The sequence below is a fragment of the Streptomyces sp. NBC_01716 genome (assembly GCF_036248275.1).
Classification (GTDB): Bacteria; Actinomycetota; Actinomycetes; order Streptomycetales; family Streptomycetaceae; genus Streptomyces.
The window spans coordinates 5,069,986-5,094,685 of the sequence record NZ_CP109181.1; the positions used below are offsets into that span (position 1 = coordinate 5,069,986).

Consider the following 24,700-nt stretch of genomic DNA (forward strand, 5'->3'; position numbering starts at 1 on the left):
CTGTACAGGCGCATGAGTGGCTATTTCACCACGGAATTCCATGAACGTCTCAGGGCGCAGGTCCGCGCATTCGCCGAGGCCGAAGTCCGCCCTCGGATCCCCGAGATGGAGGCCTCCAAGGCCGTCCAGCACGAGCTGTCCCAGCTGATCGCCTGGCAGGGCTGGCTGGGTGTCACCATCGATCCCATGTACGGCGGCATGGGAGCCGGCCATGTCGCGAAGACCATCATCATCGAGGAGCTGGCCCGGGTCAGCGGTGCCATGGGTGCCATGGTGCAGGCATCCCAGCTCGGTGTCGCGAAGATCATTCACTTCGGCGACGACACCCAGAAGAAGACCTGGCTCCCCGAGATCGCGGCCGGCGCCTGTCTGCCGACCATCGCCGTGACCGAGACCGGCTCGGGCGGTCATGTCCTCGGCATGGAGGCCACCGCCCACCGCGACGGTGACGACTACGTACTCAACGGCGCCAAGGTGTTCGTCGGCAATTCGCACGTCGGCGATCTGCACGGTGTCGTCGTGCGCACCGGACCGGGCAGCAAGGGCCTCTCCGCCTTCCTGGTGGAGTCGGACCGCCCCGGCTTCTCGCTGGCCCCGCACCGGCCCGCCATGGGCCTGCACGGCTTCTCGTTCGGTGAGCTGATCTTCGACAACTGCCGGGTGCCCGCGGCCAATCTGCTGGGCAACGAGGGCGACGGGCTCCCCGTCGCGTACTCCTCCAGCATCCTCTACGGCCGCGCCAACCTCACCGCCGTCGCCCTCGGCATCCACCGGGCGATCCTGGAGGAGACGATCGCGTTCGCGAGCTCACGCCAGCGTTACGGCGCGCCCCTCGCCGAACTCCCCACCATCAAGCAGAAGTTGGGGAAGATGCAGTCGGCGTTCATGACCGCCCGGCTGACGGCGTATCACGCCGTGCACCTGCTGGACCAAGGGCTGCCGTGCGACGCCGAGTTGATGAACGCCAAACTCATCAACGTCGAGTCGGCGATGGACTCCGCCCGTGCCGCCATGGAGATCCACGCGGGCATCGGCCTCTCGGCCGACCTGCCCATCGAGCGCTTCACGCGCGACGCGTTCCACATCTTCGCACCGGCCGGCACGTCCGACATCCAGCTCCAGCGGCTGGCCGAGACGGCGCTGGGCACCTCGAAGGGCGACTGGTCACGACGACTGGCCGCCCACGCCGGAGCGGGGGCGACTGTCACCGTCTGAGATTGTGATCCGTTGAATCTCTAACTCGCCAACCGGAGCCGGCTGTTGCCGGCCGTTGTACGCCGAAGTGCCGTGAGGCCCGCATTCCAGTGCGGGCCTCCGCCGCTTTCCGGCGCCGGCCTCCGCCCTAGCGCGGGCCCCCACCGGTGCGCTGGTAGATCATGCGCATCAGCTCGTCGCGGCTCTCCTTGATGAGCTGCAGCGTGTCGCGGCCCGTCTCCTTGCCGCGCGGGTCCGTACCCACGAAGCAGACCGTGCCCAGCACCGTGTCCGTACGCTCGTCGATGAGCGGAGCGCCCGCGTACGTACGGATACCGATCAGGTCCACCACCTCGTTCGAGGCGAACCGCGGGTACGCGTACACGTCCGGAAGCACCAGCGCCTTACGGCGGTTGAGGACGTCCGGGCAGTACCCGTGGTCACGGGACATGATCCGGCTCACCTCGGGCGCGGCGCTCGCGCCCGCCGCCTCGCCCGACGGAGCCGCTGCCGCGCCCGGCGTGTGCAGACCGGCGAAGAACTGGTGGCCGGTGATGAAGTTGACCATCGCGTACGGCGCGCCCGCCGCCTGCGCGAGCTGCGTCGCGAAGGCGTCGAACTGCGCGTCGGGCATGTCACCCAGACCCAGCTCACGCAGCCGGGCCTCGCGCTGCGCCAGTTCCATGTCGGGCGCGGGCAGATGCAGTCCCGCTTCGGTGTCGTACGTCATGAGGTGGCTCCCAAGTCGCTGGAGTGCTGAAGGGGGGGTGCGGCGGGCGGGGCCTGGACGGCCCGCTCCCGCGCGCGGCGGAGCGAGACCGCGTGCGCGTACGAGACGAGTGAGACCAGTACGTGCTTGGCCGACGCCGGATCGCGTGCGTCGCAGAGCAACACCGGTACGTCAGCCCTGAGTTCGAGCGCCTCGCGGACCTCTTCCGAGCTGTAGCGGTAGGCGTCGTCGGCGTCGAACTCGTTGACGGCGACGACGAAGGGCACGTCGCGGCTCTCGAAGTACTCGACGGCGGCGAAACAGTCCAGCAGCCGGCGGGTGTCGGCCAGGACGACGGCCCCGATGGCACCCAGCGACAGATCGTCCCAGGTGAACCAGAACCGCTGCTGTCCCGGAGTGCCGAACAGAAGCAGCACCATGTTCTGCTTCTGGAGGGTGATACGGCCGAAGTCCAGGGCGACCGTGGTGGTCGCCTTGTTCTCGATGCCCTCCAGCCGGTCGGTGCCCGTCCCGCTGCTCGCGGAGGTCAGCGTCTCCTCGGTCGACAGCGGCTTGATCTCGCTGACCGCGCCGATCATGGTGGTCTTGCCGACGCCGAAGCCGCCGCCGACCACGATTTTCAAGGCGATGGGATCGTCAGACGACATAGGTTCGTAGCCCCTCAAGCACTGCCTCCAGCAGATTCGGATCTTTCGGGTCGGCCGTTCTCGTGGGCATCGCCATGATCAGTGCCCCCGCGTCCAGCAGGTCGGAGAGCAGGATCTTGGCCACCTGGACCGGCTGGCCCAGCGTGGCGGCGACCTCCGCGACCGACCGTGCCTCGCCGCGGCAGAGCGCGAGACAGTGGGCCGCCTCCGGGCTGAGGTAGCCCTCCGGCGCCGTGGCGCGTGCCTTGAGGAGCGACGACAGACTCATCTCGTTCGTGGGCCGGGTTCGCCCACCCGTCAGGGCGTAAGGACGGACCTCGTGCTCGTCGTCGTCCACCCAGGGGGTGCCGTCTAAAGCCGCCATGTCAGTGCACCCGGTCGTCGGCGGAGGGCTGGCGGAGCCGCGGCGGTGTACTCAAGTGCTCGGGCACGCTCTTGACCAGCTGCCCCATCTCGAAACCGACGGCGCCGAGGTCCGCGCTGTCGGAAGCCAGTACACCCAGTACCGCCCCGGGGCCGGCCATGGACACGAAGAGCAGCCCGTTGTCGTGTTCGACCACCACCTGCCTGACCCTGCCGTCGGCCGGACCCTTGATGTCACGGACGCCGCCGGCCAGGGAGCACAGCGCGGTGCTGATCGCGCTCAGCTTGTCCGCCGAGTCGATGCTCAGACCGTACGAGTGCTTGCGCACTCCGTCACTGGAAGCCAGGACGGCGCCCTCCGTACCGGGGACGCGCCTGATGAAATCAGCCATCAACCAGTCCAGATCGGGCTGCTGGGCCGAAAAAACTTCGTTTGGCAAGAGAGTGACTCCGTAAGTGGTTGGGCGACCGCCGAAGGCAGCGTCAGCTCGTCTGGTCGGAGGGCCCCTGGGGGCCGTCTTCCGAACTGGCGAGCCTGATGCCGGAGGCGAAACGAGCCATCAGATCCGGATTCGGTGCGACGACCTCTCGGTCGGCGTCGGCGAGCCGCGGGAACTCAGGTCCGCGGTACGTCTCGCTCCGCCGGGGCAAGGTGGGCCGACGGCCGGGGGGAGTGTTGGCGTCGCTGGGGGGTGAGGCCTGGGTGGATCGGGGGACCTCGGGGGGTGTGACGTCGGCAGAGCCGGTGGTGGAGCGGCCGGCACTGGATTGGCCGGAGTTCGGGTGGGCGGTGGCGGAGGGCCGGCCGCCACCGGTGTGTCCGGAGCCGTACGGGGACTCTCCGTGGACGCCGTTGAGGGTGCCAGGGGTGTGGGCACCCCCGTGGCCGCCGGTGCCGTTGGTGCCGCCCGTCTGGCCGTTGCTCGCGCTGTACGGGGCGGGTTTCCGCTGGGGGAGCGGGACTTCGCCGTTGGAGCCGAGTCCGGCCGTCGCCGTCGCCGCCGCGGCGGCGTGGGCCGAGGGCGAGCCGATGCGGCGTACGGACGGCGTCTCGCCGTGCGTGCCGCGACCGCCGCGCGAGCTGCGGGAGCCGGCCTCGGCGGGCAGCGGGCTGCGGTGGTCGGAGGACGAACCGTACGACGGCTGGGGGGCCTGGTACGGCGAGTCCTGGGACGCCTGCTGGGGTATGTACGCGGTGTGCGCGGGCGTCTGCGGTGACGCCTGCTGTGCGGCGGGTTGTTGGTGCGACCAGGCGGCGCCCGACGAGGGCTCGTGCGACGGCTCCGTACGCTGCGCGTGCTCGGCGGCCTGGTCGGGCTGCCGGCGCTGCTCGTGGTCCGTCTCACGCTGCACGGGCTGCGGGGGAGCCGCGTCGAGGAGCGCGTTCGGCAGTACGACGACGGCCTGGGTGCCGCCGTATATGTTGCGGCGCAGCGCGACCTCGATGTCGTGTCTGCGCGCGATCTGCGCGACCACGAACAGCCCGATCCGGCCGTCCTCCAGCTGCTCGCGGATGTCGAACTGGTCCGGCCTGGTGAGCAGCCGGTTCATCCGGTCCAGCTTCTCGGGCGCCATCGGCAGCCCGCGGTCGTCGATCTCGATCGCGAGACCGGCCGGGACGCGCTCGGCGCGCAGCGTCACCTGGGTCTCCGGGGCGGAGAACCGGGCGGCGTTCTCGACGAGTTCGGCCAGCAGGTGGATGACCTCGGCCGCGGCGTAGCCGGGCAGCGTGCCCTCGGGCGGCTGGATCACACGTACACGGGCGTACTGCTCGATCTCGGCTACACCCTGGCGCAGCACGGTCGGCAGCGGGACGGGCTTGTTGATACGGCGGGGGACCGCACCGCCCATCACGGCCAGGCTCTCCACCTGGCGGCGGAACTGGGTGACGAGGTGGTCGACGCCGAAGAGACCGCCGAGCAGGTCCGGGTCCTCGACCTCGCTCTCCAGGTCGTCAAGCCGGGCCAGCGCGCGGTTGACCAGCGCGTGCAGGCGCTGGGCGATGTTGACGAACACGTCCACCTGCTGGCGTGCGCCCGCCTCGGCGACGGCGGCCAGCGCCTGGTGCTGGGCGAGCCGCAGGGTCTGTTCGAGATCCGCGAACGGGTTGCCCTGGCTGACGGCGTGGGGCGCCGGCTCCATGAGCTGGGGCCGCTCACCACGGCTGATCTGCTCCAGCAGCTGGGCGATGCTCTTCTGCCCCTCGGCCGTCACGGCCTCGAAGCGCTCGACCCACTGGCGGGCGGAGGTGGCGTTGGTGACCCGCTGCTCGTGCACGGCCGTGGAGATGGCCGTGGCCTTACGGGTGGTGGCGACCAAGGTGCCCACACCGATGACGGCGGCGGCGCCGGCGGCGGACCAGGTCGCCACGGCGTTCTCGACGAAGTACCAGGTGGACCACGTGCCGGCGGCCAGCACCGAGACCGTGGTCACCGGGGTCACGACGAGAAGACGGATCCGCGAACGGAGGCCCTTCTCGGTGGCCAGATTGCGCTTGGCCTTGGCGGGGACCTGGGTGGCGTTCCCGGTGTTCCGAGCGGAACGTCCGCGCCGCCGGCCGCTGCGGCGGTCGGCGGGGGCGGCGTGCGGGGAGAGTTCAGGCATAAATGTCCTCGGTACGACGGGGACCGGCGGATGAAGGTGAAGGGGCCGCGATTCCGCGCCGGCTTGGGGCTCCGGTTGGGGCACCGGGCGCGTGTGCCGGACGTCGCAGGCCGGACGGGACTTCGAAGACGCCCCCTGGCTCACTGTCCCGTCCGCCGCCCTCGGGAGCTGCCGCGTCAGCCGGCCGGTACATCCGGGCCGGCGACGCGAGCCTGAGGGAGCGGACCATGGGGATAAGGAGCCTTCACAGACGGGCAGTTGGACGGGACAGGCACATGCCAGCGTCATTAAGAGCCGTAACAAGCTTGGTATGTATGCGCGTTCGCCGCCACGGGCGGAAGGGATCGTTCAGCGGTCGCTTCATCCCAGGGGCTTCACAATGTGAAGCACGCAAAAGCGGCTATTGGTGCGAACACCAAGACGCCGTCGGCAGGGCACGACGACGATGCGACCGCCAAACGATCGATTTCGCGGGTCGCGTCGATCGGTGTGGGGGCCGCATTCGCACGGAACTTGAGGTGGAGCCGAGGAAGAACCGCTCAAACCGTGCATCGCAATCCTCCACTCAACTCTGCCCAACGGCAAGGCACTTCAATCATGCTCGACCTCCACAACACGGAGAATTCGTGATTCCCGCCGGGTGAATCGGTCAGCGGCGCTTGGTTTGTGGGGGGTTGGGTGTGATGGGAGTCACTGGTGGTGTTGGGGCGGAGGCGACCCCGGGGCGAGCCGGTCGCGGGTCCGGGCCGCCCTCGCCCTGTTCACCTCGGCCTGCCCGGCCCCGGCCTACTTCGGGTCGAGTTCGCCCACGAAGCGCAGGACCTCGTCCAGTTGGTCCATGCTCAGCAGCCGGCTGCGCGGCCGGAGCATCCCGGAACTCCCGTACGCGCCCAACTCCTGGCAACGCCGCAGCAGCCAGGGCCAGTCGATCGCCAAATAGTCTGCCAGGGCACGCAATCGGTGTGCGGAGGTGGGTCCGTCGATCACGCTGTGTGCGCGGGCATGGTCGATCGCCTGGGTGTACGTACGGACCTGGGACCGCTGATCCGTAATGCCGACACGCCAAATCCCGTCCGAACGCAGCCAGTTGGCCACGATCACCCGGTCGTCGGGTGCCAGGACGAACTCATCTATCTGCGAGTACTCCTCCTCGGCGCAGACCCACACGGCCAGCCCGTGCATCTCCATCAGGGCGACCGCGAGGAACAGCAGGATCCGCTCGTACGGCTCGCTCTCCTTGACGGACCTCTCCGGAATGCAGAAGGCATGGCCGGGCCGCTGCGACGTGTCGGTCCGCCGGGCCATCGCACGGGCGAGGTGCTCGTGCTTGTGCCGGAAGAACAGCCACGCCGCGCCCTCCTCGCCCGTCTGCTCACGCGTCCAGAAGAAGGGCGGTTCGGTCACGTCGCCGAGGTGCCGCTCGATGTGCAGCGCGCAGAAGTACGAGCCCAGCCAGGCGGCTCCCACCCGGGACAGCTCGGGCACGGCCGAACGCGCCACGGCCGAGCGGGGCATCGCTAAATGGCTCTCCAGCTCCCGCCGTTCACTGTCAAGAATGTGGTCGTCCGCGAGGAGGCTGTCCTCCAGGTTGAGCATCGCCCACACGATGCCGAAGGTCAGATCGTCCAGCCGGTACGGCTTCGGAATCGGCAGGGTCCCGCGCGGATCGGCGTCCAACTGGTAGCGCGCGCGGGCGGAATCGAGCACGAACAGCCCCTCGCCGCCGCTCCCGCCGAGGGAGGCGATCAGCAGGGCCCGACGCGCGGGCTGAACGAACGCGCGCAGATGGGGATTCTCCTCAACCGCGATCGAAACGACGTCGTCCTGCGACGTCGCCTCGTACATCTGGGCGGGCACCGCCGTACCGTCGAAGATCCGCAGACCGTCCAGATACCAGAGCCCGCCGGTGCCGGCCGCCGCCTCCGACGGGGAGAGCGAGGAGCTGGACCACAGGGCGTCCATCGAGCGGGCGGTGGCCAGCGACGAACCGTGCGGCAGCCGGGCGGGGACCACCTCGCGGCTGGGCACCCGCTGGAGCAGCAGGTCCACCTCGACGCCGAGCATGTACGCGAGGACGGTGGCCGCGTCGCCCTGGGGGGACTGCGTTCCGGCCAGCCAGCGCTTGAAGGTGATCCGGGAGACGGAGACGTTGCCGACGCGGCTGTTGCCGTACTCCTTGGCGGCCCGGCGGGCGGCGAGGCTGAACTGCACGTCGAATACGGCGAACTTGGCCCAGTTCAGCCGTTCGAGCAGCACCCGCAGGAGAGTCGGCGGGCGTTGTTCGGGGTGGCTGGGGGCCCGGTCGGCGGTTCGGCCGGCCGGTTGCGCGACCGGTTGCGTGGCGGGCTGCGCGACCGGTTGCGTGGCCGGCCGTGCGGCATCTTCCCCGGCCCGCGCCTCGACCGCTCTCTCGGCTGTGTTCTCGACCGGGTACTCGTCGCCCTCGTTCTCGTCAGGGGTCACTGGCCGAGCCCCCCTCGGGAAACCGGGGCGGTGCGGTCGGACAGTCGAAGCGGAAATGCCATCCAGCTGACTCATCCTCACGGTGTCGTACGCACGGTCACGAATGCCAAATCTGGCGTCACAGCAGACACATGATCACTCCGAGTCCGCGCCCCTGTCCAGCAGAACCCTGGGCAGAGCATCCACGGATAGTCAACACCCCTCACTCATAGCGCTGTTGGGCGCCCAAGCCCCCTTGAACGCCACGGCCGGCCCGGCCCCGACCCGGGCCAAGGGTTCCGCTTCAGGTCCGCTTCCGCGTGAACTGCACCGGAAGATCCGCCTCCGGACCGATGCGCAGCATGAACAAACAGCAGGCAGGAAAGCGGAGATCCCCAGTATCGGCACGTTGTGCACACCGAACCTGCCCATCAGTGCACCGAGCCGGGCGGGCAGCTGCAAGAGCGCCGTCCGTCACGGCCGATGCCGATATTGGCCGTCACCAGATTCCGGTTACGGAAGATCCCCGGCTCGGCCGACGGCCCCCGCACGTCCGCTCGACCATGAGGGGCCCGGCCAACAGGAGGACAGAAAGGACGAACCGTACGGGGCGGGTCAGAAGCCCGCCACCGTGTGAGCGGCCGGGGTCATGTGGTCCGTGAACCAGGCACCGGCCAGTTCGGTGACTCTCTCCAGGGCGCCGGTCTCCTCGAAGAGGTGGGTGGCGCCGGGAACGAGCGCGAGCCGGTTCTCGCAGTGCAGCCGGTGCTGGGCCGCGCGATTGAGATCGATCACCCCGAGGTCGTCGCCACCGACGATCAGCAGCGTGGGCGCGGTCACCTCGGCCAGCCGGGGTCCGGCCAGGTCGGGCCTGCCGCCCCGGGAGACCACGGCGGCGATACGGGCGTCCGGCTCGGCGGCCGACCACAGCGCGGCGGCGGCACCGGTGCTGGCGCCGAAGTACCCCACGGCCAGCCCCTCGCATGCGGGCTGTTCGCGCAGCCAGCCGGTGGCGCCGGTGAGCCGCCTGGCCAGCAGCCCGGTGTCGAAGACGTTGGCCCGGTCCGCCTCTTCCTCCTCGGTGAGCAGGTCGAACAGCAGGGTGCCAAGCCCGGCCCGGTTCAGGCCGTCCGCGACGAAACGGTTGCGCGGGCTGCGCCGGCTGCTGCCGCTGCCGTGCGCGAACACGACGACCCCGGCCGCGCCCGCGGGCACCGTCAACCGCCCGCGCAGCGTCGCCCCGCCGACCGGTATGTACGCCTCCCGCTCCTCGTCAACGGCGGGGCCCGACCGAGTCCGGCTGCCGCTCGCCCGGCGATCGGCGGCCTCTGCCAGGCAGGCGACGACCTCGTCGTCCTCGGTCTGGGCGAAGTCGGCGTAGAACTGTCCGATCGCGTAGAAGTCGTGGGGGGTGTACGGAGATACGAGTTCGTCGGCGTCACCGCCCATCCGCTCGGTCCAGTTCCACGGCGCCACGGGGACGGCGAGCACGATCCGTGCCGCTCCCCGGGCGCGGGCGATCCGGCAGGCCGCGCGGGCCGTCGACCCTGTGGCCACCCCGTCGTCGACCACCACCACCGTGCGCCCCTCCTGGCTGATCGGCGCACGTTCGCCCCGGTACCGGCGGGCGCGACTCTCCAGCACCTCCCGCTCATGCGCCTCGACCCGGGCCAGCTCCTCCTCGGTGACGCCCGTCATGCGCGCCACCTCGTCGTTGATCACGCGGACGCCGCCCTCGCCGATCGCCCCCATCGCCAGCTCCGAATGGAACGGCACGCCCAGCTTGCGCACCAGACAGACGTCCAGGGGCGCGTCCAGTGCCTCGGCCACGGCCGCGGCGACCGGCACCCCTCCGCGGGGGAGACCCAGCACCACGACCCCGGCGCCCCTGAGGTGTCTCAGCGATCCGGCCAGCTGCCGGCCGGCATCCCGGCGATCCATGAACAACACGGCTCGACCTCCTTGCCCGAGAGGAACGCGAAACGAGCGGTGCGGCGTATGTCCTATACATCCATTATCGGCCATCCGGAGCGGGGATGCGCGCCGCGGGCTCGGTCGTACGCCTCCGGTCCGTAAGCCCCTGGTCCGCCCGCCCCCGGCGAGGGCGTCCATGCCGACGGGCCGGTGCGATCGCACCGGCCCGTCGGGGTGGTTCGGGTGTCAGTGGTGCCTGGCGCGCCGCTGACGGCTGACGAGGACGACTGCCGCACCCGCCCCGAGCAGCAGGGCGACGAGGGCGAGGGCCTCTCCCAGGTCGGACACGCCGGTGTTCGCGAGTGAACCCGGTTTCCGGTCGCCGGCCGGCGCCGGGGTGTTGGGCGCCGGGTCCGTCGGGGGCGCCGGTGACGGTGTCGGTGACTCGGTTGTCGGCGGCGGCGTGGGTGTCGGTGGTGTCTCCTTCGGAATGTACACACCGGCGTCGATCGTGTGATCGACCCCTCCTGGTTTGGCCGGCGCGGTGACCGGGGCGTACCCGTTGCACAGCCGGCCATCGGTCGGCGGGGTCACATTGGAGTCGTGTACCCGGTCGTCACCGGCCCGCGGGAGGGTGAACCGCAGGTCGTCGGCGGCCGGCCGGCCCGGCACCTCGCCGGTGTCCGCCGTGCACACATCGAACTGCACCGTGTACTTGGCGCCCGGGGTCAGCTCGTACTCCGCTCCGACACCACCGAAGTAGTACTCACCGGCGGCATCGGTCGTGGTCGTGGCGACCTTCTTGCCGTCGGCGTCCAGCAGGTTGATCGTCGCGTCCGGCAGCAGCACGTGCCCGGCGTCCTGGACGCCGTTGTGATCGCCGTCGAACCACACCACGTTGCCGATCTGGATCGGTGCGTTCGCCGCGGCGTACGCGATGTCGCCGAGGCCACCGGCCTTGCCGAACCCGTTCTGGTTCGGACCGACGAACTGGTAGGCGTTGGCGGCCGGATCGTTGCCGGGGCCGAGGCCGGTGGCGATGTCGTAGTAGCCGGTTCCGCTGGTGATGACCTGGCCGGTCGGGTCCATCTGCGTGCTGACGACCCACTGCTGCTGCGGGATGTAGGCGACCGATCCCAGCGAGGACTCCTGGTGCGGTCCGGGTTGGGTCGCGGAGCCGCCGTTCGGGAAGAAGTCACCCGGGAAGTACTCGACGACGCCGCTGGGCTGGACCCCGTCAAGGGCCGGGTCCGTGGCGTGGTCGGCGCAGTTTCCGGTGCCTTCCCACTCGTACCCGCCGGTGGGCGTGGCGCAGGCCATGTTGATGTCGCCGCCGGACATGCCGTTCTGCGGGGTGTCGTTGCCGGGCCTCGGGTCCAGCCCGCCCCAGCTCACGACATCCATGAACCGGTCACGGAAGCCGAGGATCAGCGAGCCGTCGCGGGCGAAGGCCAGACTGGCCAGCTCCGGCTGCGGATCGATCATCGCGCCGCCCACGCTGCGGTCGTCCCAGTCCTCCAGGTCGGTGTTCCACGGGTTCCAGTGGTTGACCTGGTCGTAGTCGGCCCTGCCGGTGATCACGGCCCCGCGCTCGAAGGTCAGCGGCTGGGACAGCACGGTGGTGAACTTCTCGCCGTCATAGGTGGCGACGACGGCTTTCAGGTCCGCGCGTTGCTGTGTGCTCTCCGCGCTGCACACGCCCCCGACGTACAGGGTGTTGTTGTGGGTTGCCACGCTGAACGGGCGCCAGTCGCCGGCCGACGCGCAGCCCGGATCGGGGATCGGCACGGTCGCCTCGGGCGCCGAGGCCGTGAGCTTGGTCGCGTCGAAGCTGACGAGGCTGCGGGTGAGCAGGTTCACCGCGTACAGGGTCGAGCCGTCTTCCGACAGGTCCAGGCTGCCGATGCTCTCCTTGCCCGGTGCGTCGGTGAACCCGGCGTCCTTGATCAGGTTGGCGGTGTCGTGCGGCGTCTCCGTGGCGCCCGGCACCTTCGCGAACAGCTTCGGGGCGCCCCCGCCGTCGGTCGGCACGGTGTAGATCGCGTCACCGCCGTCAGGACCGTACTCGGTGTACCGCCGGGCGAACGCCGACTGGAACAGCTGGCCGCGGTGCTTGTCGTAGGCCAGCCCGTAGGTCGTGCCCACCTGGTCCTGGGTGCTGAGCACCTCCGGGCATGGTTTCTGGTCGGGACAGTTGCCGCGGGCGTCCGTCCCGAACGCCACCAGTGCCCGGGTGTCCGTCCCGCCGGCGCCGCTCTGGATCGGCACGAAATAGCGGGAGTCGGGCAGTGCGTAGTCGGCCGGGTCCCAGACCCCGGTGATCACCGAGTCGTCCTTGCCGTCCGAGACGTCCACGAACGTGGTGAAGCTGTCGAAGTGGTTCGGCGCGGTCGAGGCGGGCGCCGCCCGCAGATAGTCGCTGTACGGTGCCGGGACGGTGACATCGACGCGGTACCGGCCGCCGGTCAGCTCGTTCGACGGCGGCACGATGACCTTTCCGGTGGCATCCGTGACACCGGTGACGTGATGGCCGGCGGGGTCGGCGACATCGACCTTCATGCCCCGCTGCGGCACGTCCATCGTCGAGTTGATCACGCCGGTGCCGAAGAAGTCCCGCAGTACCTGGACGGTCAGGGTGCCGTCGGAGGCAGCGGCGCTGGCCTGCCCGGCACCGGTCAAGATCGTGCCTGTGCCGCCCACCAGTAAGAGGCCGGACAGCCCCAACCGCACCATTCCACGTAAGGGCATGGCACTCCTTTGCTCAGTCATTCAGTCCGACGCCGACGCCAACTCGGCAAATTCCGAGCCGAGTTTACAAGTTACGGAACGTCATGTTCGGCAAACGCAGAGTTTGCTCGTGCCTCGGCGGAGACCTGTTACAGTCGCGCCGCGTGCGGAGGATTCGAACGCGGAGCAACAGAACGCGGAGCATCGACATCAAGCGGGGCCTCAAGGGGCGCGAGGCAGGCCGGCGGCGCCGGTGGCCAAAGTTGCGCTGGGTGGCAGCCGCCGCCCTCGGCATCACGGCTGCCGCCGTCACCGCCTTCGTCCTCCTCGGCGACAGCGGTGGCCCCACCGCCCCACGGGCGTTGACCTCGGACGAGGCGAACCGGCTGGCGGTCACCCGGTTCCTCAACTACCAGGCGGGGGGCCGGGCGGTGACGATCACCGTGCCGAACGCCACCGGCGGACTGGTGATCACCGGGTCCATCGACTACCGCACCCACACCGGTTACGGGGTGGTGCGCGGGACCGGGCGCGACACGTCCAGCGACGGGCTGATCCAGTGGACGTCCACCACCGTCCTCGTCCACCCCATGACGGACCCCCCGGCGGTCGCACCGGCGTCGCCGCCCGCGTCCGGCTGGCACAGCCGTCCGCTGCGGACGTCCGGCATGGCTCTGGACACCTCGCTGGGCATCGCGCTCGGCCTCGGCAGCGACCGGCCGGAGAACGCCGCGCTGCTGCCGCAGAACGGCGCGGCGTGGGTCGGACGGGACAAGGTGCACGGCCGCCGGACGGACATCATGAACGGGCCGGACGCCGCCGGTTCGTCCGACAAGGCCGGTACGCCGAGCAAGGCCGGTACCTCACAGACCGTGCGCTACTGGATCGGCTCGGACGGCACCATGTACCGGGTCCGGGTCGGCATCGCCTCCGAGTCGCAGCCGGTGGTCTTCGACTTCGACGACCGGACGTACGTCCCCGTCAAGCCGGTACCCGGCTTGACACCGGCGCCGTAGCGGCCCCTCGGCTGTAGCCGCCGCTCACGAGGTCCGCACCCGCGCACGGGCGGCGAGCAGCGACTCCGACGGCAGCGCGATGTCCGCGATGTCCGGCAGTGCCGGAACATCCGGCACGACGGTGGCGCCTGTGGTGGTGGCACGCGGGAACTCCGGCTGCGGGCCGGGCGCGGCCACGTCGGTGAACGGGATGCCCGCGGGCCCCGCCGGACTCGGCCAACTGCCGGAGGGCGTGGGTGACTTGGCGGGGACCGGGCAGGACGCGGTGTCCACGAGCCCTGCGGGCACGGTCCTTTGAAGCGCGTTCCCTCGCAGGCAGTTGCCCTGTCCGCGGGTGGCGGTGGGGAACGTCCAGCCGACATCGACGCCATTGGCGGTGAAGGTGTTGTCGGTGATCCTGTTGCGGTCCGCCGTCAGGTCGGCGGTCGCGGTGATCACGAGCCCGGCGTTGGTGTTGCCGGAGATCCGGTTGCGGATGAACTGGTTGTCGCTGCCGCCGTCGACGCCGATACCGATGCCCCAGCCGCCGTCGGCCTGTTCGGGGGTCCGCGCCTGCTGATTGTCCGCGATCAGGTTGCCGGCGACGACGGCGTCGCGCTGCGGGAGCAGTTTCTCCTGGTGGTCGGAGCTGGTGGTCAGTCCGACGCGGTTGCCGACCAGACGATTGCCGGTCACATACATCTCGCCGCTGGCGTTGGTGCCTTCGTAACCGACCGCGTTGAGTTCGGAGACGTTGTCCCGTACGACGATCCGACACGGCTTGCACTGGCCGACATAGATCCCCGAGTCCGCCCCGCCCGATGTGTGGGAGTCCTCGATGACACCGTTCTGCGCGGAGAACGCGTAGATGCCGTACAGACCGTTACGGGTCGCGGTCACATGCGAGACCAGGAACGACTTCAGGAGCTTGACGGGTTCATCGCCGGTGTCGTAACCGCCGCTGCCCGGCAGCCCGGCGACCGCCGCCGCCGAACCGGTGACCAGCACCCCGTTCTGCGTGTTGCTCCGTACGGTCAGGTTCTCCACGGCCACGCCGGGCGCGGTGACGACCACCCCGTTCGGCCGCCGCAGCTGACCGTCGATGACCACCTTGGCCCGGGACTCGCCCCGCAGCGTGACGCGGGCCGTGTCGACTTTCACCGACTCGCGGTACACACCCGGAGCCACCAGCACCAGGTCACCGGGCTGGGCCAGGGACACCCCGGCCGAGATCGTCGGGGCGTCGCCGGGCACACGGATCGTCACTTGCGCACCGTCCGGCCGTCGGCCCTTGTCCGATCCGTCGTCGTCGCCACCGCTACTACAGCCGGCCAGCAGAGTCAGTGCGCCCAGTAACGCCGCCATCACGCGAAGTGCTGATCGAGACATGATCCCAGTCTGGCACGAGGGCGAATTCCCCGCCGGAACAAGGCGGTTGACCGGCGGACGCGAGGCGGGTGTGGCACTGTGCACATCATGGACCGCGCCGATCGCCCCCCGTCACGCCGCGCGTTCCTCGATGTCACCGGTGCCACGGTGGCCGCCGGTCTCGTCACCACCGGGTGCTCATGGGACTCCGCCGAGCCGGGTCGGCCCACCCCTTCCGCGGCGGCCGTGTCCAAACCGGTTCCGGCGACGGGCCGACATCAGGCGGGCGTCACGTTTCCCCGGTCGGCCCAGCGCAACCTGCTGGCCGTGGTGGCCGACCTCGGCACTGCGGTGTCGCCCGGCCCGTTACTGGCCGAACTCGGTGAGACCATCCGCACTCTCACCGCCGGGTCCGACCCGCGGCTGCTGGGCCTGTCTCCGGGTGACCTGACCGTGACTGTCGGCGTGGGTCCACGGCTGGTGCGGACGGCGGGTGCCGCACTGCCCGGCGCGGTCGACCTCCCGCGGTTCTCCCGCGAGCGGATCGCTCCGCAGGCACGCGGCGGTGATCTGTTGATTCAGATCTGCGCCGACGACGCGCTGCTCCTGCCGGTCACCGCCGCCGCGCTCCTGGACCAGGCCGGCGACCGCGTCCGCGAACGGTGGCGGCAGTCCGGACGCCGCGGTACGGACGTGCCGGTCGCCAAGGGCCGCACCGCACCGCGCAACCTGCTCGGTTTCATCGACGGCATCGTGGGCCCGCACACGAACGCCGAGCAGGAACGCGACCTGTGGCTGGCCGGGCCCCGCGCGGTCGCCGGCGGCACCCTGGCGGTACTGCGTCGCATGGAACTCGACCTGACACGCTTCGCCGCCCTGTCCGTCGCCGAGCAGGAGGCGGTCTTCGGGCGCCGCCGGGCCAGCGGCGTACCCCTCTCCGGCGGCACCGTCGCCTCCGGCCCGGAACTGGGCGCCAAGACACCCGACGGGCGCTATCTCGTCCCCGTGGACGCCCACGTGCGCAGGGCGAACCCCACGGCGGTCGGCGTCGGCCACATGCTCCGCCGCTCCTACAGCACCGACGAGCCGGCCCCCGGCCTGCTCTTCATCAGCTTCCAGAACGACCTGCGCACCTTCACATCCACGCTCACCCGCATGGACACCTCCGACGCCCTGCTCCCCTTCACCACCACGACGGCCAGCGCGACTTTCCTGATCCTCCCCGGCTTCAACGACCAACACCCGCTCGGCTCCCCTCTGTTCACCTGATCCGACCGTGCCGGGCTGCCGGGCTGCTGCCTCGTGAGCGCTGGTCGGGTCGCCGCCGCTCACGCAAACGGCCCCGGACGAGGAGTCCGAGGCCGAGTGAAGCCCTTCCTGGCGTAGAAACCCCAGGTCAGAGAGGTAATACGGTGTGCCCCCGGCAGGATTCGAACCTGCGACACCCGCTTTAGGAGTTTTCCCTGAGTAGGGCTTTGACCTGCGGGAACGTCGGCGTTGGGCTGCTTGGCCTGCGAAAACACTCCTCCACAGTTCTCACGTGTTCACGGGGTTTCCCGACCTCATGTGTGCTGAATCCGTTCTGTCCGAGCATCCAAGGATGATCACCGGTTCTGTGGTCGATGTCCTGTGGACGCTGGCTCCGCCGAACTCAGGGCACGGCTGCGGTTTCATGGAGCCCGTGGTTGTCGGTTTCTGCACCGATGGCGCTATTCCTCAATGCCGGTCTGGTTCAGCCAGCCTGCGATGTTGTTGGTGATGATGGGGACGTTGGGATGAGCAGGGTCTACGAGGCGCCGTGTGTCGGCAAGCATCCGGGTGAGGATGCGGACTGCTTCCCTGGGCTGGCCCGCGCGTCCGCGCCACATGGCGAGCTTGTCGAGTACCGACAGTGTGGCGAGGTGGTCAGGGCCGAGGTGGCGTTCGATGTGGGTCAGCAGGGCCTGGTAGGTGTCGCTTGCCGCCTGTGCGTCGCCAGTTGCGCCCTGCCAGTGGCCGAGCGTCTCGAAGGTCGCCAGGACATGGGGGTGGCTTGGACCCAGGATGCGCTTCTGATCAGGGAGGAGCTCTTGGAGCGCGGCGATGGCTGCCTGGGGTGCTCCTGCAAAGCCGCGCATGACGGCGAGGCTGTGACGGGTGCTGAGAGTGCCGGAGTCTTCTGGCGCGAGATGGTGTCGCTGGTCACGGAGGACGTCCTCCAGCGCTTGTACAGCTTTCTGTGGCTTTCCTGCCCAGCCCAGACACAAGGCGTGGTTCTGGCGGGAGCTGAATGTGTCGGGGTGGTAAGGGCCGAGGGCTCGGGTTCTATCGGCAATGACGGCGGCGAGGTCTTCGGCCGCGGCGACGGGATCGATTCTTGCCTGCAGATAGGCGAGGTTATGGCGCGATGCGAGCAGCTCGGGATGGTCCGGGCCCAGGACTTCACCCATGTCGAGGATCAGCGCCTGATACCCGGCGGTGGCTTTGTCTGTCTCGCCCGCTGCTCCCTGCCAACGGGCAAGGCTTTGCCGGGCGCTCAGGGTGCGCAGGTGCCGGGGCCCGAGCGCTCGTGTCTGGTCGGGTAGTAGCGCTTCGAGCAAGCTGACGGCCTCGGCTGTGTTGCCTGACTCGCCCTGCCACCGGGCCAGGTTGTGGCGGGCGGTCAGGGTGCCTTCGGTATCGGCACCGAACTCCTCTTCCATGACTGGAATCAGCTCGCTGTACGCGGCAGTGGCCCCCGCTGCGTCACCCGCGACGCCCTTCCAATAAGCAAGGTTGTGGAGAGTTGCGAGTATCGCCCCACGGTCCGCTCCATTGCGCCGCCGGACAGCGAGAATCTCTGTGAGGGCGGCGATGGTGCCGTGTGTGTCGCCTGTCTCACTCCGTTCGACTGCAAGGTTGTGACGAATCACGAGTGTCTCGGGTGCCTCGTAGCCGAACAACCGGATGTGGTCCGCCTCAAGACCTTCCAAGGTCTGGACTGCGCTGGCATGATCTCCGGCTCGGCTTTGCCAGCTGGACAGCTCGCTGCGGGCAAAAAGGGTGTGCCGGTGGTCGGCTCCAAGGTGCTGGTGGGCGAGGGAGCGGAGCGCGTCGAAATGGGCGCGCGCCCAGGAGATGTCGCCGGATTCACCTGCACTCGTACCCAGCCGGAAGAGGAGGGTGTACGCGGTGTCGTCCTGCCACAGGGGGTGGCTCTCGCCGTCCTGATCGTGGGTGGCCAGCGAACGGGCGCTGGCCCGCAGCCGCTGTGCGGAGTCCTGGTAGTGGGCAGTGTCGGGCCAGATGTCAAGCAAGGCGTGGGCAGCCGCCGGCAGGACGGCGTTCCTGCGCTGCCTCCGGATGTCGGGCGATGAACCAGGAGGTTCTTGCTCACGCACGGCACGCTGGATGAGCTGGTGCACACGGACCAGCCATGCGTCATCACAACCCTCGCCCGGGGTGTGATCGATGAGGTGGAGTCGGTGCAACGTTGCCAGGGTGTGCTCGGCATCGAACTCGTCGACGGGGCGGTCTGCCCTGCTGCGCTCGGTCAGCCAATCGCGGGCGGCGTCGCTGGTGAATAGCGGGGTGGGAATGCCGGTTGCCCCGTCGAGGACGGCGGCCAGTTCGAGCATGGGCCGGGCCAGCATGCCGGTGTGCTGGTCGGCCTGGTCGACGGAGATGTCCCACAGCGCTGCCAGTGAGCTTCTCGTAGCACTGCCGCGCACAGCAGGGATCAGTCGTTCGAGAGTGAGCCGACGGTCCGCGAGCAGTCGTCGGTAACGGGCGATGCTGCACGAGGCGTTGTAGTCGAGGTACGCGGCAGCCCGCGAGAGCGCCAGGGGGAGATGGCCGAGGTCATCGGCGAGGCCCGCCAGCTCCGCGTCCGCACCGGCGGGCACGGCCCGTTGCAGTGTGTTGCGCAGGTGAGTGAGGGATTCCTCGGGGGTGAAAACGCCAACAGATAGGAGTGGATGACCACTTGCTGTGACCAGATCTCTTTCGCGGCTGCGGGCGGTGACGATGACCCTGCCGCGACCGGCGGTGCCCCGAGGTGCCCACAGTCCCTCCAACGCGCCGGGGGAGTGCACATCGTCGAGGACGATGAGCCAGTTACGATCGGTGACACGGAGCCAATTGAGGAACTGCTCAGCGGCAGACTCGGTGTTCTCGCTACTGGGCACCAGCTCAAGCTCGCGGGCCGCCCGGGCATACGCAGCGGTCACGGCAGGGGTGGTATTCGCCGTCACCCACATCAGCACATCCACCTCACCGTCTGCCCCTTCGGCAGCGCGGCGGCAGTAGTCGGCAGCCAGGCAGGTCTTGCCGACGCCTCCGGTTCCTGTGATCACGCGCCCCATGACGGCTGCGCCGACTGCGTCCCCGACGTCACTGTCCCAGGGGCCGTCCAGAGCGCGTGTCAGGGCCTCGCGATGGGTCCGCTCGACGAGTAGATCGGCTGTGGCGGGGACCAGACCTATGCGCAGCGGCCTTGCGCTGCGGGGTTTATCGCCATGCTGCTTCTGCATGCGGGGCTTGGACGCCGCACTGTCGCGGCGAGCGGTGATCCTGCTTTGCTCGGCCGCTTGGCGCAGAATCTCCCATCGAGCACGGGACCGTGGCCCGGGCCTCGAACCAGCACGGCTTTCGAGGAGTTCGGTCAGGAAGGAAAAAGGGTGTCCAGCCCGCGGAACACTCTGAGCGTTGAACCACGCGCTGAGAGTGCTCTTGGTCAGGACGACGGGAGGAGACTGCCGCTTGCCTTGCTGGATGATCTGACCGAACGAGAGCCCCGATACTTGCCGACTTGCTCTCAGTTCCTCGGCCAGGCGCGAGGCTGCCGCCGGGACGTCCACCATGCCATTCCCCGTTCGTTCTGAACCTTCTATGAACCCTATTCCTTGCCCGTCTGACCACCACATACCTCTAGTCCGGCGGCAGCTCTTTCTCGCCGAACCCCGATCCGAACAGGTCAGGTGGCGTGTGACCGATCACTTGGTTGGTCAAGTCCACGGATGGGACGGACAGTGCGTATTCTCTGTCGTAAAGCGCGGTACGTGTGGCGCACGCCAAGGCTTCGGCGCCGGATGGCCGCGCTCGTTGTCCGGTGGATGGCTGGTGTCGCGCTGAGGGCACTGGCGGTCCTCTTGTGGGGGTGGTGGACCAGCCAATGACAGACCTCGGGGCCGGGTTGGTCATCGCCATCAGAGAGAGCGCGGGTGGGGTCTGAACCAGCCGCAGCCCCGGTGTCCGCCGAATCGCTGCGAAGAAAGCTGCTGACACCGCCGAACTCAGTCCTGGTTCCGGCTGCGTCTATGCCAGCCACGTAGAGAACCGGACACCACCGCGAGGCGAAGGATCCCGGCCTGGGTGCTTACACCCATCGAGGTCGGGATTCTTCACCTCGCCCTGCGTCCTCGTCATCCACCGCATCTGCACTACTTCCGAAACCGAAGGCCGAGCCGACGCGGGCCAGGAGGAGATGGCTCTGCCCAACGAGTTGGCAGCCTTATTGCGGCACGGCCACTGCCATAAGTTTGCCGTCCCCAAGGTGGAGCCAGCCCCGGCCAGAAGTGAGAGGGCTGCCGATAACGGAGTCTCCCGTCTTGATGCCGATCCAATCACCAGCGTGCCGCTCCTGAGGAGACAGCAGGAGTCCGCGATGGGCTCGCTTCGTTTTGCCCAGCCAGGGGTAGCTCGGTCCGAGCTTGTCTTCATCGCCTGCCAGGACGAGCGCCGTACCCTCGTCGAAGCCGTGTTCCAACAGGTTTCGAAGCACACGCTGGGCATCGCACTCGCCCAAGACCTCTGCGTCGTCCATCACGACAACCACCGGTTCCTCAACGGACGCCACTGCCAGGGCCGCCTCGAGTTCGTCGTGCCCAATGTCGCCTTGATCGAAGCAAGCCACTACGCCGTCCTGATCCGCCAACTCCCTTAGAGGCGACGGCTTGGGCGTGGCTAAGGCGAGCTTGGTGCCAGATGCGAGCAAAGAGCGTGCGATGTTCACCAGTGCCGTGGAGCGACCTGACTTTGCGGGCCCGGCCACAACGAACGCGGGAGCCGTGCCGGAGGCCAGATCGGGGCCATAGGCGGCCAGGTCGGCGCCCCCGACACCCGCAAGTGCCCACAACCTCGGTGCCGCCGGGTCGCGCAGTGTCCACGCTTCATCGAAGCTGATGCTGGACGGCAAGGACGCAGAGCGTTTCTGCACCTCCAATGCATCATGGGCCGCGTCCCACAGGCCGAGCAACAGGACGTGATCTTCTTGCGTCAGGCTCGCCATGTGGGAGAAGGCGACAAGTGCCTCCCGCTCGGGCAGCTCATCGTGGGTGTACCAGCGGATCCACGCATCCGACGAGATCCCCGTCTGCTCCTCCATGTCAGTGAAGGACCACTTGCGCTTCAGCCTGTGTTCGTCAAGGCGGCGATGCAGCGTGACCAACTCCAGCCGCGCCGGAGAGCGGTCCACCTCAAACTCGCTGCTCTCCACACCGTAGAACGTCGCGTTTGCTGGCCGTTGCTCCTCTGCGGCATCAGCCATTCTGACGAAGCCTTCACTACGGCGCACTACACCAAGGAACACTCTCAACGCGTCCTTGTCGTGCCACAGAGCCTGCGCCGCGTTGAGGATCAGCCCCTTCAAGGACTCATGCGCGTAGTTGAACTGCGAAGAGTCTTGGTTGGCGTTGGTCGGTGTCTCCGTGCCGGTTGGTGGCTCTTCTGCTGCCCGCCCCCTTCGGACCTTGGTGTCCTGCTTCGGCAAGTCCTCCGAGGGGGTAGTCGCGTCGTTCACGTGATCATCTTCGGCGGACGCTGTGGTGTCTGCCGGCGGGCGTACTGATGCTTGGGCGACCGTTTCCCTGACGACCTGCTTCCACAGGCCCTTGAAACGGTCAACTTCGCCGTCTGCGTCGATGTGTCGAGCGAATTCGGCCAGGACACGGGCGATGACCTCAAGGCGGCCCCACGGCGGTAGGTCTGGCTTTTGGAACGTGTCCAACACTGCCTGGTGATTCACGATCCAGTAGTCCTGCTCATCCTTCCCAACCCGGTCGCGAATTGTCCTCGCTGACGGGAGCCCCGCGTCCAGCCTCAGCTCGTGGAGATCGTCATTCAGCTTCTTCAGATCAGGCTGGTCAGCAAGATCGGGCCTCTTCCATGACTGAGCGACCACTATCTCTGCCCCCTCCTGGTGCTTCTGCGTCAGATCCTGTAAATCAGGCGCGTTGGCGCCCGTACTCATGGGCGTCAGGATCTGTCATGCCTGTTATTCCGCGGCTGTTTTTGGCCGATGCTGTCAGTGATCGTAAGGAGTCGTCAGGGCCGTCTGGGAAGCACCAACGCTGGATACACAACCCAATCGGTACCACTCGGAAGGCAGATCCTCATGGAACAGATCAGCGTGCGCCTTGTAGTCCTCCTGCTGGTCGGAGTCCTCGTCATGGCCTTGACCCTGCATGTGCCCGAGGTCGGGGCCGCCTTGGTGGGAGCCACTGCGGTGGTGGCACTGCTTGCCCAGCTCATGGGTAAGGAATGACTCCGTCCGGGCGTCTCAGCCGAGACTGTCAGAGAGGGAACAGCCAGTACCTCATGCTCCCCTCCCGCTTCGGGACAGCACAAACATGGCCCCGACTGAACCTCGCCCCTGGAGTGTCGGTGCGACGTATCGTCCTTCACGTGACTGATGCGACCACGACGGACAGGACTGACATCCCTGGCAGCGTCCTCGCCGAGCTGACCAGCGCTTTCGGCCTCGGCGACGTGCAGGAGAGGCGCTACCTCACCGATGGGCTGATGAACGCGAACTGGAAGGTGGACACCGCGGCGGGGGCGTTCGCACTCAAGCGGGTCAGCGACGTGTCGCTTGATCGGCTGGTGCGCAACCTTGGGGTGCTGGATTCGCTGGCCTCTGATGGTGTACCGGCTAGTGCTCCCGTCCCTACCGCCTCCGGCTCTTCGGTGGCAGAGGTTGGCGGCGGTATCTGGTGTCTCTTCCCGTGGGTAGCCGGCAGCCATCTCCGCGGCGTGGACCTCAGTCTGTCCCAGGCCGCCTCCCTTGGAGTGCACCTGGGGCGCCTCCACGAGGGGCTCGATCGGGCCTGCGGCAAAGGTCTGCTGACCGCAGTGCCGGAGACGGTGCCCGCCGAGGTGACGACGCCGGAGCGGGCAGTGGCAAAGGCCGAGCGATTGTCCGGAGCGGTGGGAAACCAGGGCGCCGGCACTGCCTTCGATATGGCGGCGACAGCCGCCCTGGAGCAGCGACGTGTGCTGATTGGCAACCACGCCGATCGTCGGCCGCGGGACGAGGTGCCTGCGGGCAGGCATGGGTGGACTCACGGTGATGTCCAGTACCGGAATCTGCTGTGGTCGGGCGGTGATCTGGCCGCCATCCTGGACTGGGACCGTGTCGGTGTCCGTCCGTACGCCGAAGAGGTTGTGCGGACGGCCCAGGTGCAGTTCGGGGTGGGCGGGGTGTTCGATCTTGCTCGCGTGACGGCCTTCGTGCGCGGCTACCGTTCCGTGGTTCCGCTGGAGACGTCCGCGTTGCTGGATGGTGTGCGGCGGTTGTGGTGGAAGCGAATGACGGACTTCTGGCAGCTGGAGTTCCACTACGACCGCGGTGACTTCTCGTTCGACGAACTCTTCACGGCGGATGAGGCGTTGCTGCACTGGTGGACGGAGCGGCTCGATCAGGTCGAGGACGCGTTCGCCGCAGGGTAGATCCCGAGTGCTTCGAGTTCGGGCAGCCTGGGGCGCGTGAGGTGGGCCGCGTGGCCTTGGGCCTTCTTACCGAGGGCGTGGTGATCGGCGGCGTTGATGACGTTCGCCCAGGCCGGTGGACCCGCAGTGTGGGGCAGGACGATTCCGTGTGGGCCGATGGCTTCGGGGATGCCGCCTCGGTCGCTGCCGATGCTGGGTGTGCCGTGCAGTGCGGCTTCGACGATCACCCGGGGGAACGCGTCCTCCACCGTGGACGGCACCAGCAGCAGGCGGTGGCTTTGGTAGAGGGTGTCCATGTCGTAGGTGCGGGGGACGTAGGTCACGTTCGGATGGGTGGCGAACTCGTCGGCGGTGTTCCACCAGCCTTCGACCAGCGTGAAGTGCTGGTCGGGCATCAGGCGGATGACCGTGTGCAGGAGGTCGGAACCCTTCGCCGGTATCGGGTTGACCATCAGCACCGAGTCGGTCCGCAGCGTGTTCGTACCCTGCGGGGGCTGCATGAACGGTGGGTGGAGGACAGCGAGACGCGTGTCGGGGTGTTTGGGCGCTCGGCTGAGTACGAACTCCGATACGGCCAGGCCGTAGTGAGGTCGTCCGCTCAGGACCCCGAGTCCGGTCTTTGATATGGAGTGCAGGATGCCTGCGACGAGTGCAGCAGGCCGGGCCTGCTCGGCGAGGTCGGCCGCACCCTCTTGAGAGGTGAACACGACATCGGGATGCAGGCCGGCCAGCTGCTCGTGAAGGGTGGGGACGATCTGATGCTGCGGTACGGCGATGCAGTCCACTCCGTTCCAGCGGTAGCGGAGCGCCCCCTCGGCCTCCTCGTCCGGCGACTGGCGTGCGTCGAGCAGGTTCCGTAATTGGGGGAGTTGCGTGGTCTGGTCCCAGGGCGCCTGGTGGGAGCCTAGGTAGACGACCTGCCAGCCGGCGGCGGCGAGTTCTTCGGCCAGTAGCTGCTGGGTGACTTCGGCGCCGCCGATGAGGAGTGGTGGCGGGGTGCGGCGCCAAGCGAAGAGAGCAGTGGGCATCGG

The 24,700-nt window shown here is 68.5% G+C and carries 17 protein-coding genes; 5 read left to right on the forward strand and 12 right to left on the reverse strand.

Features of this window, described 5'->3' with window-relative positions; translation table 11 throughout:
• Positions 1–12: 12 nt before the first annotated feature.
• Positions 13–1,215, forward strand: coding sequence for an acyl-CoA dehydrogenase family protein (locus tag OIE74_RS22355; protein ID WP_329386406.1), 1,203 nt, complete (start codon positions 13–15; stop codon positions 1,213–1,215).
• A 127-nt stretch (positions 1,216–1,342) separates the two neighbouring features.
• Here the strand turns inward: OIE74_RS22355 and OIE74_RS22360 are convergent, their stop codons facing one another.
• The 8 genes from OIE74_RS22360 to OIE74_RS22395 all read right to left on the reverse strand — a co-directional run bounded on the left by OIE74_RS22360 (position 1,343) and on the right by OIE74_RS22395 (position 12,642).
• On the reverse strand, positions 1,343–1,924 hold the full coding sequence (locus OIE74_RS22360; RefSeq protein WP_329386408.1) for a GAF domain-containing protein: 582 nt from the start codon (positions 1,922–1,924) through the stop codon (positions 1,343–1,345).
• The gene (locus tag OIE74_RS22365; protein ID WP_329386409.1) at positions 1,921–2,571 is read right to left on the reverse strand and encodes a GTP-binding protein; all 651 of its coding nucleotides are present in this window, start codon (positions 2,569–2,571) and stop codon (positions 1,921–1,923) included. Before OIE74_RS22365 ends, OIE74_RS22360 begins: the two co-directional genes overlap by 4 nt.
• Positions 2,561–2,935, reverse strand: a complete 375-nt coding sequence (locus OIE74_RS22370) for a DUF742 domain-containing protein (protein ID WP_189109796.1) — start codon at positions 2,933–2,935, stop codon at positions 2,561–2,563. Before OIE74_RS22370 ends, OIE74_RS22365 begins: the two co-directional genes overlap by 11 nt.
• Before the next feature lies 1 nt (position 2,936).
• The gene (locus OIE74_RS22375; protein ID WP_329386411.1) at positions 2,937–3,326 is read right to left on the reverse strand and encodes a roadblock/LC7 domain-containing protein; all 390 of its coding nucleotides are present in this window, start codon (positions 3,324–3,326) and stop codon (positions 2,937–2,939) included.
• 91 nt (positions 3,327–3,417) lie between these two features.
• Positions 3,418–5,538, reverse strand: coding sequence for a sensor histidine kinase (locus OIE74_RS22380; RefSeq protein WP_329386413.1), 2,121 nt, complete (start codon positions 5,536–5,538; stop codon positions 3,418–3,420).
• A 786-nt stretch (positions 5,539–6,324) separates the two neighbouring features.
• Positions 6,325–8,001: a hypothetical protein gene (locus OIE74_RS22385; RefSeq protein ID WP_329386415.1), complete on the reverse strand. Its 1,677-nt coding sequence runs from the start codon at positions 7,999–8,001 to the stop codon at positions 6,325–6,327.
• A 594-nt stretch (positions 8,002–8,595) separates the two neighbouring features.
• Positions 8,596–9,930 carry a phosphoribosyltransferase family protein gene (locus OIE74_RS22390; RefSeq protein ID WP_329386416.1) on the reverse strand — a complete coding sequence of 445 codons (1,335 nt, stop codon included), beginning with the start codon at positions 9,928–9,930 and terminating at the stop codon, positions 8,596–8,598.
• A gap of 210 nt (positions 9,931–10,140) precedes the next feature.
• Positions 10,141–12,642, reverse strand: coding sequence for an SdrD B-like domain-containing protein (locus OIE74_RS22395; RefSeq protein WP_329386418.1), 2,502 nt, complete (start codon positions 12,640–12,642; stop codon positions 10,141–10,143).
• A gap of 251 nt (positions 12,643–12,893) precedes the next feature.
• Between OIE74_RS22395 and OIE74_RS22400 the strand changes: the two genes are divergently transcribed.
• Positions 12,894–13,637, forward strand: coding sequence for a hypothetical protein (locus tag OIE74_RS22400; RefSeq protein ID WP_443076189.1), 744 nt, complete (start codon positions 12,894–12,896; stop codon positions 13,635–13,637).
• 24 nt (positions 13,638–13,661) lie between these two features.
• On the opposite strand, the gene OIE74_RS22405 is transcribed toward OIE74_RS22400, so the two are convergent.
• Complete coding sequence (locus OIE74_RS22405; RefSeq protein ID WP_329386420.1) at positions 13,662–15,005, reverse strand: right-handed parallel beta-helix repeat-containing protein; 1,344 nt, start codon at positions 15,003–15,005, stop codon at positions 13,662–13,664.
• 87 nt (positions 15,006–15,092) lie between these two features.
• Here OIE74_RS22405 and OIE74_RS22410 point away from each other — a divergent pair, with 87 nt between their 5' ends.
• A complete protein-coding gene (locus OIE74_RS22410) occupies positions 15,093–16,253 on the forward strand; it encodes a Dyp-type peroxidase (protein ID WP_329386422.1) in 1,161 nt (386 codons plus the stop codon).
• A 440-nt stretch (positions 16,254–16,693) separates the two neighbouring features.
• On the opposite strand, the gene OIE74_RS22415 is transcribed toward OIE74_RS22410, so the two are convergent.
• Both OIE74_RS22415 and OIE74_RS22420 read right to left on the reverse strand, forming a co-directional pair.
• On the reverse strand, positions 16,694–19,804 hold the full coding sequence (locus tag OIE74_RS22415) for a tetratricopeptide repeat protein (protein WP_329386424.1): 3,111 nt from the start codon (positions 19,802–19,804) through the stop codon (positions 16,694–16,696).
• A gap of 650 nt (positions 19,805–20,454) precedes the next feature.
• Positions 20,455–22,191 (reverse strand): hypothetical protein, encoded by a 1,737-nt coding sequence (locus tag OIE74_RS22420; protein ID WP_329386426.1) that lies wholly within the window; start codon positions 22,189–22,191, stop codon positions 20,455–20,457.
• A 144-nt stretch (positions 22,192–22,335) separates the two neighbouring features.
• On the opposite strand from OIE74_RS22420, the gene OIE74_RS22425 reads away from it, so the two are divergent.
• Positions 22,336–22,485 (forward strand): hypothetical protein, encoded by a 150-nt coding sequence (locus OIE74_RS22425; protein WP_329386428.1) that lies wholly within the window; start codon positions 22,336–22,338, stop codon positions 22,483–22,485.
• Positions 22,486–22,625: 140 nt separating this feature from the next.
• Positions 22,626–23,669 carry a phosphotransferase gene (locus OIE74_RS22430; protein WP_329386430.1) on the forward strand — a complete coding sequence of 348 codons (1,044 nt, stop codon included), beginning with the start codon at positions 22,626–22,628 and terminating at the stop codon, positions 23,667–23,669.
• On the opposite strand, the gene OIE74_RS22435 is transcribed toward OIE74_RS22430, so the two are convergent.
• The gene (locus OIE74_RS22435) at positions 23,639–24,697 is read right to left on the reverse strand and encodes a glycosyltransferase (RefSeq protein WP_329386432.1); all 1,059 of its coding nucleotides are present in this window, start codon (positions 24,695–24,697) and stop codon (positions 23,639–23,641) included. The genes OIE74_RS22430 and OIE74_RS22435 overlap by 31 nt on opposite strands.
• Between the last annotated feature and the right edge of the window lie 3 nt (positions 24,698–24,700).

Coding starts and splice junctions, on each gene's coding strand:
- OIE74_RS22355 (WP_329386406.1), top strand. CDS start 13: ATGAGTGGCTATTTCACCACGGAATTCCATGAACGTCTCAGGGCGCAG.
- OIE74_RS22360 (WP_329386408.1), bottom strand. CDS start 1,924: ATGACGTACGACACCGAAGCGGGACTGCATCTGCCCGCGCCCGACATG.
- OIE74_RS22365 (WP_329386409.1), bottom strand. CDS start 2,571: ATGTCGTCTGACGATCCCATCGCCTTGAAAATCGTGGTCGGCGGCGGC.
- OIE74_RS22370 (WP_189109796.1), bottom strand. CDS start 2,935: ATGGCGGCTTTAGACGGCACCCCCTGGGTGGACGACGACGAGCACGAG.
- OIE74_RS22375 (WP_329386411.1), bottom strand. CDS start 3,326: ATGGCTGATTTCATCAGGCGCGTCCCCGGTACGGAGGGCGCCGTCCTG.
- OIE74_RS22380 (WP_329386413.1), bottom strand. CDS start 5,538: ATGCCTGAACTCTCCCCGCACGCCGCCCCCGCCGACCGCCGCAGCGGC.
- OIE74_RS22395 (WP_329386418.1), bottom strand. CDS start 12,642: ATGCCCTTACGTGGAATGGTGCGGTTGGGGCTGTCCGGCCTCTTACTG.
- OIE74_RS22405 (WP_329386420.1), bottom strand. CDS start 15,005: ATGTCTCGATCAGCACTTCGCGTGATGGCGGCGTTACTGGGCGCACTG.
- OIE74_RS22410 (WP_329386422.1), top strand. CDS start 15,093: ATGGACCGCGCCGATCGCCCCCCGTCACGCCGCGCGTTCCTCGATGTC.
- OIE74_RS22415 (WP_329386424.1), bottom strand. CDS start 19,804: ATGGTGGACGTCCCGGCGGCAGCCTCGCGCCTGGCCGAGGAACTGAGA.
- OIE74_RS22420 (WP_329386426.1), bottom strand. CDS start 22,191: ATGAGTACGGGCGCCAACGCGCCTGATTTACAGGATCTGACGCAGAAG.
- OIE74_RS22425 (WP_329386428.1), top strand. CDS start 22,336: ATGGAACAGATCAGCGTGCGCCTTGTAGTCCTCCTGCTGGTCGGAGTC.
- OIE74_RS22435 (WP_329386432.1), bottom strand. CDS start 24,697: ATGCCCACTGCTCTCTTCGCTTGGCGCCGCACCCCGCCACCACTCCTC.